This window comes from Microcystis sp. LE19-84.1B, assembly GCF_027531875.1.
GTDB classification, from domain to species: domain Bacteria; phylum Cyanobacteriota; class Cyanobacteriia; order Cyanobacteriales; family Microcystaceae; genus Microcystis; species Microcystis panniformis.
This window is the reverse complement of record NZ_JAPZSR010000343.1, coordinates 1-12,103: the sequence shown is the minus strand read 5'-3', so window position 1 is coordinate 12,103 and position 12,103 is coordinate 1. Positions and strand designations below refer to the sequence as shown.

10 protein-coding genes and 1 CRISPR repeat array are annotated in these 12,103 nt (G+C 41.8%); of the genes, 7 read left to right on the top strand and 3 right to left on the bottom strand.

Annotated features, from left to right (window positions below):
- Positions 1–380 precede the first annotated feature (380 nt).
- From c2c8 to O9324_RS19720, 7 genes are all read left to right on the top strand, one after another.
- Positions 381–2,129, top strand: coding sequence for a type V CRISPR-associated protein C2c8 (c2c8, locus tag O9324_RS19750; protein WP_288141090.1), 1,749 nt, complete (start codon positions 381–383; stop codon positions 2,127–2,129).
- Between the two features lie 98 nt (positions 2,130–2,227).
- A CRISPR array of direct repeats spans positions 2,228–2,845; the repeat unit is 37 nt; unit sequence GAAGCAATTAAGCTTAAGCCTTATTAGGGATTGAAAC.
- Between the two features lie 179 nt (positions 2,846–3,024).
- Positions 3,025–3,225, top strand: coding sequence for a hypothetical protein (locus O9324_RS19745; RefSeq protein WP_288141089.1), 201 nt, complete (start codon positions 3,025–3,027; stop codon positions 3,223–3,225).
- 47 nt (positions 3,226–3,272) lie between these two features.
- Positions 3,273–3,767 (top strand): hypothetical protein, encoded by a 495-nt coding sequence (locus tag O9324_RS19740; RefSeq protein ID WP_288141088.1) that lies wholly within the window; start codon positions 3,273–3,275, stop codon positions 3,765–3,767.
- 158 nt (positions 3,768–3,925) lie between these two features.
- Positions 3,926–4,645: a hypothetical protein gene (locus tag O9324_RS19735; protein WP_288141087.1), complete on the top strand. Its 720-nt coding sequence runs from the start codon at positions 3,926–3,928 to the stop codon at positions 4,643–4,645.
- 36 nt (positions 4,646–4,681) lie between these two features.
- Entirely contained in the window at positions 4,682–5,713 is a 1,032-nt protein-coding gene (locus O9324_RS19730) for an MACPF domain-containing protein (protein WP_288141086.1), read from the top strand.
- Between the two features lie 673 nt (positions 5,714–6,386).
- Positions 6,387–7,262, top strand: coding sequence for a L,D-transpeptidase (locus tag O9324_RS19725; RefSeq protein ID WP_288141085.1), 876 nt, complete (start codon positions 6,387–6,389; stop codon positions 7,260–7,262).
- A gap of 65 nt (positions 7,263–7,327) precedes the next feature.
- Positions 7,328–8,308, top strand: a complete 981-nt coding sequence (locus O9324_RS19720) for a hypothetical protein (RefSeq protein ID WP_288141084.1) — start codon at positions 7,328–7,330, stop codon at positions 8,306–8,308.
- Between the two features lie 349 nt (positions 8,309–8,657).
- Here O9324_RS19720 and O9324_RS19715 read toward each other — a convergent pair whose 3' ends face one another.
- The 3 genes from O9324_RS19715 to O9324_RS19705 all read right to left on the bottom strand — a co-directional run bounded on the left by O9324_RS19715 (position 8,658) and on the right by O9324_RS19705 (position 11,519).
- Positions 8,658–10,331, bottom strand: a complete 1,674-nt coding sequence (locus O9324_RS19715; protein ID WP_288141083.1) for a GMC oxidoreductase — start codon at positions 10,329–10,331, stop codon at positions 8,658–8,660.
- A 239-nt stretch (positions 10,332–10,570) separates the two neighbouring features.
- A complete protein-coding gene (locus tag O9324_RS19710; RefSeq protein WP_288141082.1) occupies positions 10,571–11,221 on the bottom strand; it encodes a methyltransferase family protein in 651 nt (216 codons plus the stop codon).
- Positions 11,222–11,333: 112 nt separating this feature from the next.
- On the bottom strand, positions 11,334–11,519 hold the full coding sequence (locus tag O9324_RS19705) for a hypothetical protein (RefSeq protein ID WP_288087429.1): 186 nt from the start codon (positions 11,517–11,519) through the stop codon (positions 11,334–11,336).
- Positions 11,520–12,103: the final 584 nt, after the last annotated feature.

The following is a 12,103-nucleotide window of genomic DNA, read 5'->3' as shown; positions in this document are numbered from 1 at the left end:
TGCTACCTTTAATCCCTTATAAGGTAAGCAAAGCACGACGTTTTTAAAAATTTTCAGCTATGTATTTCCGAGAAATCGACTAAAAACGTTGCCAGATAAGGATTTGAGAGAATGACATAAAAGAGAATGAAACGACCCTACCTCCCCAAGAGCGGGGAGGGGAGGCAGGGTTAGGGTTGATTCATGAGTCAACCCTACCGCTCAAATTTCTAATTAATTCTCTAATTACTTCTGTTTTTGTCCTTTTTGCCTTTTTGCAGTAATTTTCCAAGATTGTTAGCTCGTTTGGTGGGATTTTTGCCGTTAAGGTATATAGTCTATCTGTTGTCATTGCTTTGTTTTTAAGGTAATATAGAGTTATTTTACCTTACCTCAATGCTATGAAAGTCCTTGAGTTTAAAATTCATCCCACCGAAGAACAGGTCAGCAAAATTGATCAGTCTTTGGCTGCGTGTAAGTTGCTCTGGAATCTTTCGATCGCACTTAAGGAAGAATCAAAACAAAGATATTATCGCAAAAAACATAAATTTGATGAGTTTAGCTCTGAAATATGGGACTTAAGTTATTCTGGGCATTACGACGAAAAAGAGTTTAAAACCCTTAAAGATAAAGAGAAAAAGCTTTTAATCGGTAATCCTTGCTGTAAAATCGCCTATTTTAAAAAGACAAGCAACGGGAAAGAATATACTCCCTTAGATGCGATCGCTATCCGTCGTTTTATGAATGCCGAAAATATTGACAAGGACGCTGTTAATTATCTCAACAGAGAAAAACTTGCTTTTTATTTTCGAGAAAATACGGCAAAATTTATTGGTGAAATTGAAACAGAGTTTAAAAAAGGCTTTTTCAAAAGCGTAGTTAGACCCGCTTACGATGCCGCTAAAAAAGGCATTCGGGGGATTCCTAGATTTAAAGGAAGACGGGATAAAGTGGAGACTCTTGTTAACGGGCAACCTGAAACTATAAAGATTAAATCCAATGGGGTTATTGTTTCCTCAAAGATAGGATTATTAAAAGTACGGGGACTCGATCGATTGCAAGGGAAAGCTCCCCGAATGGCTAAAATTACTCGTAAAGCGACGGGTTATTATCTACAGTTAACCGTTGAAACCGACAACACGATCTATAAAGAATCCGATAAATGTGTTGGTTTAGATATGGGTGCTGTGGCAATATTTACCGACGATTTAGGAAGACAATCAGAAGCTAAACGCTACGCAAAAATTCAGAAAAAGCGGCTTAACCGATTACAGCGTCAAGCTTCTAGGCAAAAAGATAACTCTAATAATCAGCGTAAAACCTACGCTAAACTCGCTCGTGTTCACGAGAAAATTGCTCGTCAAAGAAAAGGGAGAAATGCTCAATTAGCCCATAAAATAACCAGCGAATATCAATCAGTTATTTTAGAAGATTTAAAACTAAAAAACATGACAGCCGCCGCAAAACCTAAAGAAAGAGAAGACGGCGATGGCTATAAACAAAATGGCAAAAAAAGAAAGTCTGGATTAAATAAAGTATTGCTCGACAATGCTATTGGTCAACTTCGTACTTTTATTGAAAGTAAAGCTAACGAACGTGGCAGAAAAATAATCCGAGTTAATCCTAAACATACTTCCCAAACTTGTCCCAATTGTGGTAATATTGATAAAGCTAACCGTGTCAGTCAATCGAAGTTTAAATGTGTTAGCTGTGGTTACGAAGCTCACGCCGATCAAAATGCCGCCGCAAATATTTTGATCCGTGGCTTACGAGATGAGTTTTTAAGAGCTATTGGCTCTTTATGCAAGTTTCCTGTCTCTATGATTGGAAAATACCCTGGTTTAGAGGGGAAATTTACGCCTGATCTTGATGCAAATCAAGAGTCTATCGGGGATGCGCCGATAGAGAATGCCGAACACTCGATTAGTAAGCAGATGAAGCAGGAAGGGAATCGCACCCCCACTCAGCCCGAGAATGGCTCGCAATCCCTTATTTTTTCTTCCGCCCCACCTCAGCCGCGCGAGGATAGCCACGGCAAAAACAAACCAAAAGCCTTATCTGATAAGGCATTTAAGCGAAAGCCTAAAAAATCACGGGGCGCAATCCCCGAAAACCCTGCCCAGCTTACGATCTGGGATTTACTAGACTGATTTTTTAGACCGAGCAGAACCTTGAAAACTGAATTTTAGCGAATGGGGCGCAATCCTTACCTGAACCCCTTGATGCAAAAGGGCTTCGGGAAGATGGGGAAGCAATTAAGCTTAAGCCTTATTAGGGATTGAAACGTTTCAGGTGTGTCTGTTGTTTATCATCGGTCAGAACGAAGCAATTAAGCTTAAGCCTTATTAGGGATTGAAACAGGAAGATAAACCGGCCTCTAGGGTAATCAGCAGAAGCAATTAAGCTTAAGCCTTATTAGGGATTGAAACGTCAGTCTGCATACAGTGCGGCTGTGACAGATAAAAAGGAAGCAATTAAGCTTAAGCCTTATTAGGGATTGAAACCAAACTAAAGCCATTTTAAAGCAAATGGCTTCAAAGAAGCAATTAAGCTTAAGCCTTATTAGGGATTGAAACATCTTCTTGAACTCCACCACCAAGTAACCCAACAGGAAGCAATTAAGCTTAAGCCTTATTAGGGATTGAAACAAATTTACGGGGCGCGTTTGGCTTGAAACTTCGCACCGAAGCAATTAAGCTTAAGCCTTATTAGGGATTGAAACAGTCTCAAGCTTATCGATCTCAAGCTTTTCGATTCGGAAGCAATTAAGCTTAAGCCTTATTAGGGATTGAAACAGAGGGCCGAAGGTGAGGCCCCCGTAACGAGACTGAAGCAATTAAGCTTAAGCCTTATTAGGGATTGAAACTCAACAGGCTAAATAAATCCCACAGCATCCCGAACGTTTTTATCCGTAACTTCCAGATATAAGGCCAAAGTTCCTAAGCTTGAATGGCCAGAGATTTTCTGGATCGTTCCCCCGATAGTGATCGCTAAAGGTCGAATAATTATAAATTTTTGCTAAGGGTGGGGTCAGACAGAGGAATCATGGCTAGAATGAGCTTAATTGTCAGAAATTTAGTTAAACAAGGTTTTTGGCAAGATGCTAGTCTGGCTAACACGCTTTTGGGCGTGATATGGGGAAAAGTTCTGGCGATCACGCCTAAATGGGGTGATATACGGAAAGTTGACCTATATTGTTACTTTCAAGAGTGTTATACAGAAACTTTCCGTATAATATGTAGTTAGACGGTCTTGGACTTAGCGTAAGAATACAGCCAAGCAGATGAAAACTGATGAAAACTATAGATCAAGCCGATTGGAAAAAAATTACAAGCCAAAAATTGGCTATTCGTATGGCTCCGAAAGCTGATGATCTGAATGGACATGCATACGGGTTGTATGAACCAGCCCCTTATGACCCCAAAAATGTTAAATCTATGTTACTGCCTCCTTCAAATTGGTACGATCGGCTTTACAACACAATGCTTCTCATGTGTGACTATGCGACAGGAAAAGATCAGGATACTCCATGGTTCTTACTTCTAATAAAAAATACCGCACGATTTGACGATCACTGGTTTCCAATACGAGACCCTAGCAGGCAACGTGGGGATGGAAACAGTATGCCGAGGGTGAATTTGAAACTTGCAGGGGCAACCCCTTCAGTTGTTTCTTATTACTTACTAGAAGATTTGGCTTACATACAACAGGATGACAGATGGACAGATGTGGTTAAGACTGAGAGGTTCTGCGATCTTGTTATTTCCAGAATTAAAGCAGCACCTTAACGTTGTCATGAGGCGTTGACTTCAAAGTAAGCTTTTCTGGACATAAGTCTGAGCATGTTTCCTGAGAAATTTAAATTTCTTCTCTAGAAAATGGAGTCATTGGACGACTCAAATTGCAATCTTTTGTGGTTTACAGAAAAAACAAAAAGGAGAATATCATGGCTATCATTCAAGGAAGCCAAGTTCCACATTTTACCGATCGACTCATTACTGTGACAGTCACTCTCAACAGGGCAGACGATGAAGCGAAAAAAATCAATGAGAATAAATTTGAGCCAGTAATGTTGGACAACACCTATAAACTTGATGGAATGAAATTCATTGGCAACGCTTGTGTGGTTCCTAAAGATGCTCCACTCAATTTCCTCATAGCCTCATCTGGGGGAATCTGTGGCTTGATGCCAAAGCTGAAAACAACCTATGAAGGTGAAATCTTCAAGGACATTTACTACACTACAAAGAGCAAATATCAACTTCGTACTGCAAGTGTACGTCGATATTCAGCGAAGCCCAAATTCATAGAAGTTGCAGATTTTAGAGACTACGAAAAAACAGAAGGCTTCAACCGCTCCAATCTTGAAATTAGTGCATATGAGGTCTTGAAATACACTGAAGATGGAATTCACTATCCAAGAGACTCTTCAGAAATAACTAGCTCTAGCCTTAATGTGGCATCTGATTTTGTTTCTATCGATGTAGTTCCGGGTGCCATCCATGAAGGAAGAGATTCGAGCGAAACATGGGGAAAGATATCAGACGTAGAGGTAGGAAAGGAGTTAGGAGCAATGCAAATGTATATTTTCGTTGTCAAGGATTTGAATGCCTTCAATGATCTTGTTCAAAAAGTTCCGGGCATCTCCGGAGAAGACAGTTGGTAAACTCTTTTTGAATCTTAAAGTAGTAGGAGAAATCGTATGCCGTATGAAAACTGGTCATCCTTGCCTGAAGGTGAACAGAGAAAGATTTTTTCCAACATCAACGTTGGCTATGGAGTTATATTTCCACCTGGCTTGCCTTTCGATTTTGGTAAAATGCTTGTAGAGATCGATCCCTGTAAAATGGAGGTTGAAACCCCTTCGCAAACATCAAGGTCATACTCAGAAATTCTTGAGTCAGAGTTTGAGTTTAAGCTGAAGAAGTTTGGTCAAACATCTACCGAAGTTAATGCTGGCATCAAGGGAACGATCGAAGAAGTTGAGGTTGGTGGTAATGCTTCTGCATCCACTTCAACATCTAGAGAAGAAACCACTGAAAGCCTAAAAAAGACGTACTATCTTTATGCTGAGTACAGTGTAACCCAAAAGACTTTCAACGTGGATTTAGAGTCACTTTCAGGCAAGCTTACCCCTACTTTTCTTAATAAGCTCCAAAAAGCAATCAGGCTTGATGAGCAAGAAGTGAGTCTGCACGCGATGACTAATTTAATTACTGTTCTCAACGAGTATGGGTGGTATCTCCCTAATTCACTAACTGTTGGAGGGAAGATCACCTATTGGGACAGTAACGAAGTCGCAAAGGACTCCAGCACCTCCAAGCTTGAGGAAAGTTTTAAGGAAAGTGCTTCAGCATCTATTGGTGTTCCTTTGGTTGGAGAAGGTAGTGCAGATGTCACCCATACTGAAACTAGTGGAACAGAACATTCGCAATCCTCTTACAAAGCAACCTCGAAAGCCGAACGTCGAGTTATTGGAGGTACAGCAGTAGGGGCAGATCCAAAGGAAACATCAGCATGGCTGCAATCTCTGGATGACTCCTCTAAATGGAGGGTTGTACAGATGACGATGACTCCAGTTTTGTCTTTTGTGCCAGAGGATTTGTACAACCACATCAGAAAGCTCAGATCGAAGTATGCTCCGTATGGTGCAGTCAAAAAAATTGCTCATATTGATGTAACGTCTTATTTTTCCGAAGTAGAGATTAGCAGAGGAGAAGCAGACAACTGGTAGAGCACTTGTTCACGCGTCTAACAACGCCCATGCACCCGACCGTCAAAAGGTTGTTTGTGAGCATTTGAGGTTATCTACGGCGGGTGATGGGCAACGTTAGCCGTAGGGTGCGTTCCCTGATGTCACTCCTAATGCTCTAGCGATCGATTTTAAGGAACACACCATGCATAACTATCCCCCAATAGCGATCGCTAAATAAATCCCACAGCATCCCGAACGTTTTCATCCGTAACTTCCAGATATAAAGCTAGAGTTCCTAGGCTTGAATGGCCAGAGATTTTCTGGATCGTTCCCCCGATAGAGATCGCTAAAGGTCGAATAATTATAAATTTTTGCTAAGGGTGGGGTCAGACAGAGGAATCATTGCTAGAGTAAGCTTAATTGTCAGGAATTTAGTTAACCAAGGTTTTTGGCAAGATGCTAGTCTGGCTAACACGCTTTTGGGCGTGATATGGGGAAAAGTTCTGGCGATCGCGCCTAAATGGGGTGATATACGGAAAGTTGACCTATATTGTTACTTTCAAGAGTGTTATACAGAAACTTTCCGTATAATATGTAGTTATGCGGCTGAGTTATTGGTGAAGTAAATGATTATGAAGCACAAGTAACATACGGTTGAACCATATTTTTAGATGTAAATAAAGTCACGAACTCTGGGGAGAAGAGATCTAAGATGCCGAAAATAGTAGTTGAGCTACCATCAGATAGAAACGTTGATGGATCGATTCGGCTAGAAGATGATTCTGGCAATGTTCTCGCAGGTCCTTTCCCAGCTAAAGGCAAAGCGGATCAGAAAACAGCATCTGATCCAAGCAAGCGCAAAGTATTAGCAGATCGAAGCTTATCACCAAATCCTCAAAGAGATCCTACGCGCTCTTATGGGGATACCCCCTTAGGAAACTACAGATTAAGAGGTATTCGTGTTACAGGTGCAGGAACTAAATACTCAGCCGATTCATACGGAACGGAAGGTTTAATAGCTTTAGAACCAACTTCAGGGCAAGCTTTAGAAGCAAAAAATAACGGAAGAGTTGGTTTAGCAATACATGGTGGGAAGCCTTCTGCCAGTGGAGGATTAAGACCCACAAATGGTTGTATCCGTGTTTCTAATGCGAATATGAAAGATTTAATAATCGCACTTGAAAGTGTTCCAAACGTTGTAGAGTGCAACTGTGTAGATATTCAAGTCTCGCTACCAGGTTCTGGGCAAGTTGATCCAGATGAGGGCTATGACGAGGGTGATCCACCACCTGAACCAGATCAACCTGATTCATCAAGTTCTGGAAGCTCCTCAACAGTAGATACCTCAGATTTATCAGGTGATGGACGAGATCATCCAGTGCCAGGTTCAACAAGCACTTCTTCTGGAACTGAAGCAGAAGGTTCAGGTGTAAGTTCAACTGGAGGTCAAGTAACATCAGGGGGCGAATCACCAGGGGATGTAATTGAAATTACTACGACTCATCCTGATGGTTCATCTACTACTACCGTTGAACCAGCAGACCCAGATATTGTTAACGTTTCAGGTGATCCTGATGGATATGAATAAACCAATATTTAGCATAACGAGACGAAGAAACTAGAATTGATTTAGGAAACAGGTAGCAAATCAAAATGGCTTTTTGTGTTTATCCCGCTGACTTTTATGAAACATCTAAAGATATCTGTCTTATTACTTGCTATTTCAATCCAAGTCATTACAAATCTAAGTATATTAACTATTTAAAGTTTAGAGAAAAAATTCAATATGCAGGATTAAAGCTGTTAACTGTCGAATGTGTTTTTGGTGATTCTAACTTTAATTTACCTGCTTCTTCGGATGTTTTACAGATTAGAAGCACCAGCGTAATGTGGCAGAAAGAGCGGCTTCTAAATCTAGCCATTCAAAGTTTGCCTGTTGAAGTAAAGAAAGTTGCCTGGTTGGACTGTGATATTCTTTTTTCAAATCCTAGATGGGCTATCGAAACATCAAAACTACTCGATGAATTTCCAGTTGTTCAACCTTTTATGAGAGTTTTCAGACTTCCCAGAGGACATGAATTTTATAATGGTGAAGCTGAATCTTGGAGAAGTTTTGGGTACGTGGTTAATCTGAGTCCAGACTTAATAAAGAAAGGTAACTTTCATCAACATGGACATACTGGTTTAGCTTGGGCTGCACGCAGAGAAATTTTAGAGAAACATAGTTTATATGATTCTTTAATTAGTGGAAGTGCAGACCATATGATGGCACATGCTATGTGTGGAGACTTTGCTAGTTCTTGTATTAAGAGAATTATGAGTAACAATAATAAGTTGTTGTCACACTTCCTTCAATGGGGGAAAGGCTTCTATGAAGAAATCAATGGAAAAATAGGGTATACACAAGGAACGGTAATTCACCTATGGCATGGTGAAACTGAAAATCGCAAATATATTACTAGACACGATGAGTTAATGAAATATGATTTTGATCCAGGCAAAGATATACGGATAGGAGATAGTGGAACTTGGGAGTGGAGTAGTAATAAACCAGAATTACACCAGTGGGCTATTAATTATTTTGGACACAGAAAAGAAGATGGAGAAGCTGAGTATTGTGAGGATGCGGGCTAACAAGCCCGTTGCACACCGACCGTGCAGAGATAGTTGGTTGAGTACAAAAGGTTTTAGCGGCGGGTGAACGGGAACGTTAGCCGTAGGGTGCGTTCCCTGATGTCACTCCTAATGCTCTAGCGATCGATTTTAAGGAACGCACCATGCACAACTATCCCCCAATAGCGATCGCTAAATAAATCCCACAGCATCCCGGATATTCTGCGCTGGAAGCTGTGGGTGCTGATGCCTTTAAATTTAGCCCTGCCCGTCCGCGAAACCCGCAAATTTAAGTTTTGCTTGTAGTCCCTTAGATTGGTAGGATAGAGCGGCGATCGGTCACGAAATATTCAGAGCATTGTTGATTCTTTTAACCCAAATGGTCGGAAAGTCTTAAAGCCAATCCTGCCAGAGCGAGTACGGGGTTAGCGGCGGTGCTGATGGGCATAACGGACATATCGCAAACGTATAGTCCCGTAGTGCCTCGAACTTTCAGGTCTTCATCGACAACCGAATCGTTATTGAAATTGGCATTACGGTTAGCTTTCCAAGGCATCCGCAAAGTGCCGCAGGCGTGGTGAACAGTACCCCACCCAAAAGGCCATTGTTTACCGTCGCCCTCGCCATATTCTCCTGTGTTGAAGTTCACGTCGTTGAACTCGGCAAAAATGCGATTTCTTGTTTGATTAAGTAGAGCGAAAAACTCATTTTTGCTTTTATTCCAGCCTGCAAGGGCCGGGAAACGAGAACCCAACAAATCATCTAGATTTGAAAAACGTTTGAAGCGGATTTCGGGCGTGTAGTTATCGTTAGCGTGGGAGAAAATGCCATTCTCATCATCGAGACAGTTTCCAAAGCTAAACTTGATGTCAACACGGGTTCTGCTAGTATCGTCAACCACGGGTTCGGCAGAAGGATCGTTGTTTCTCAGATGCCAATATTCATGATTAACATTCATTTCTATATTGAAGGGGTAGATCACTTGACCGTTAGCATCTCGATTTCCCCGCGAGTAGAAGATAATTTTAGCGTGGTCTTGACGACTGAGGGGAATTAGTGAAGCGTTTCTTCCCAGAGACGACACATAGGCTTGGGATTCTCCTGTCACGGGATGGTCGGTTAAGCCAAAACCCACCTGTTTACGAATTCTATCGGGCAGGCTTTGATAGACGCTAGAACGATGGAGTAGTTTCGGGCTTTCCGTAGAACCCGCGGCGATGATTACCTTGGGGGAATAAAAACTGAGCTGCTCTCCCGTAATCGTGTTAGTGGTCTTGACCTCATACCAGTCAAAAGGGACGTTCTGAACCGCTTCTACGAAACTATTCAGTTTGATGAATAGACCCTTCCCGTTTTGATCGACACCGGGGGTCAGTCCAACTTGGTTGATCAGCAGTTCGGCGGTGTTGAACACTCCCGTGGGTTCTGCAAAGAATTGATCTCGTGGTGTGCCGTCGGGGTCGAGATAGGGTTGATGGACGGCGCGAGGTGTTTGTTTTATTTCAAAATCTGAATTAAGAGAACTGGATTGAAAATAGCTCACCAACTTTTTTGCTTTATCCCCCAGCGATGACGATAGATTCATCCTGTCATTAGCCAATCGGAAATACTTCGATTCCAAGTCTTGACGTACATTATCCGGGAAAAACTCCATCTCCCAACTTTGAGCTTGTGGAATCAGTCCCGACCAAAAAATAGAACGCCCGCCAAAACATAATTGGGGTTTAGAGCCGATAAAATGGGAACCGCTAGGTGACTGCTTGAAATTATCTACGCCAAAGTGGGGGGCTACCGAACCGTTAGGGATGCGACTGATATTATAAACATGGGTTGGATAGATGAAGGAGCCGGCATCCAAAACCAGAATGCGATGACTTTGCCCCAATCGATCGGCTAGGTCGTCTGCTAAGATGCCACCTCCTATTCCAGAACCGATGATAATGAAGTCAAAATCCTTATTGCTGCCGTCATAATCTCGGATCAAGCGGGTGTGAGCTTGAGGTTTTTCCGTAACTAGATTTGCATAGTTGTTCTGAAATGGCATTCGTCTTACCCTTGGCTTTTAAAAGTTAGTTTAGTTACCAAAATACAATCAATTACTTTTTTGATCGCTATAGGGAAACTCTGATTCCAATCATATAGCTGACCCACCAATACGTCTAGTTGTCGAAAACTTTAGATAAAATTTTCAGCGGACTGTCACAAAAGGGAAATAATTACTCTATTTAATCTCCCCAGTAGCAAATTAGATTATAGTTCATCTTTACGAGAAATACCTAATGCTTAGGTCTGAACGGATTGACGAGCATCTGGACTAGATTTGATCAGTTTGGGTAATAGCAGTCCAGAGTTGGCTTTGTAAGTGTCGAATTCGGGATAGCGGGAAAGGGAGCGGTCTTTTTTAAGCATATTGGGGATGAAGACCCCGGCGATGAATCCACCCAAAATCAGAAAAGGCAGCCAATGTTGGGCTAACAGGGCAAAACCGAGATAGATTAAAATCTCTCCCAAATAGTTGGGATTACGACAACGACTAAAGAAGCCTTCGGTGATTAATCCTTTTCTATATTTAAGGGTAAAATACTTTTGGGCATCGCTACCGTAATGGAGAAATACCCCCATGATATTGATCGCTATGGCTGCGGATATTAAGGGAGCGGTGGCCGTGACCTTCTCGCTAATAATAATAAAAGGAGCGGCCCAATATAAACCGAGAACGATAAAAGTAAATATTCCCCCAGCCACCGATATTTCTTTTTCCCATTGTTGATCGGGATATAATCTATCTTTGATCAACCACATAATACCGTAAGTTCCGTGTAGAGCAAGGTATATCCAAGCGAGCGACGTAAAATTATTATAAAAAGCCATTAAGCCAAGTATAATTAGAAAAGTTAGGAACTTATGGCAATTAATCGCGTGTTTTATCTTCATTTCAAAGTTCAATTAATTCTAATTAAAGGTAAACAATAATTACTGAAGTTTAAATCTAACCTTAACAATTAAGAGATGTTTGACATCACGGGAGTAGGTCCAAACAATTTAATTATTTCGGATTGACCCGATATTCCCTCGAACCGTCAGGATAAACTATAATCTCGTCGATCCTAAAAAAGTGATCGTTTATTGCTACGACGAATAAAGACCAGAGGATCACCCCCAAACCAAAAAGCCAGACAGTTTTCCTGTTGATCGGTATGGTGACTTCATCGGGTAACTTAGGAATTTTCATCGGAAATTTTGGGTCTGAAACCCCGCCGTAGAACGGCGGCTTTACGTTAGAATTAAAAGGCCAGTCTCGAAAACCAAGTGGACGGCGCAGCACCTGGAAAACTAGACTTAGGGGGTTCCGACCAGAAAAGCTTGGCCGGGTAAAAAGTCGCGCGCAACAAGTACAAGAAGCTATAGGCGGTCAACGTACCGTGGGACACACGGAATCGGGCTTCTGAAATGGGGCGAAAGTCTGTGGACTCTGTGTAGGACAGTACATGGTTTTTTAACTGTGGTATGCGACGGTGGTGGAAGCAGAAACTTAAATCGTGAGGTTTAGGAATCGCCGCACTTTTAGGGCGGCGAGGATGTCAAACTGTTGGGTTCTATTTCCCTGTTAAACAGGGGAGTAAAAGCGCCGATATCGCTGCCTTACAAGCGGTGGCCGCTCAATTTGAGTACCTGTTAGGCGTTGTCAGATCAGAAGAGGAAAGATGCAATGCTCCGGTGCTGATTCGGAGCATCTTTCAATTTGACAACGCCGATTGTAGGGCTAATTCCACTGCTAAATCGAGCGACTCTTGTTCCCCACTTAAGCCCAACTAT

Excerpts from the sequence above, each read along its gene's own strand:
- O9324_RS19735 (WP_288141087.1), top strand. The coding sequence starts at position 3,926 with ATGGCTATCATTCAAGGAAGCCAAGTTCCACATTTTACCGATCGACTC.
- O9324_RS19730 (WP_288141086.1), top strand. The coding sequence starts at position 4,682 with ATGCCGTATGAAAACTGGTCATCCTTGCCTGAAGGTGAACAGAGAAAG.
- O9324_RS19740 (WP_288141088.1), top strand. The coding sequence starts at position 3,273 with ATGAAAACTATAGATCAAGCCGATTGGAAAAAAATTACAAGCCAAAAA.
- O9324_RS19705 (WP_288087429.1), bottom strand. The coding sequence starts at position 11,519 with ATGAAAATTCCTAAGTTACCCGATGAAGTCACCATACCGATCAACAGG.
- c2c8 (WP_288141090.1), top strand. The coding sequence starts at position 381 with ATGAAAGTCCTTGAGTTTAAAATTCATCCCACCGAAGAACAGGTCAGC.
- O9324_RS19715 (WP_288141083.1), bottom strand. The coding sequence starts at position 10,331 with ATGCCATTTCAGAACAACTATGCAAATCTAGTTACGGAAAAACCTCAA.
- O9324_RS19725 (WP_288141085.1), top strand. The coding sequence starts at position 6,387 with ATGCCGAAAATAGTAGTTGAGCTACCATCAGATAGAAACGTTGATGGA.
- O9324_RS19720 (WP_288141084.1), top strand. The coding sequence starts at position 7,328 with ATGGCTTTTTGTGTTTATCCCGCTGACTTTTATGAAACATCTAAAGAT.
- O9324_RS19745 (WP_288141089.1), top strand. The coding sequence starts at position 3,025 with ATGGCTAGAATGAGCTTAATTGTCAGAAATTTAGTTAAACAAGGTTTT.
- O9324_RS19710 (WP_288141082.1), bottom strand. The coding sequence starts at position 11,221 with ATGAAGATAAAACACGCGATTAATTGCCATAAGTTCCTAACTTTTCTA.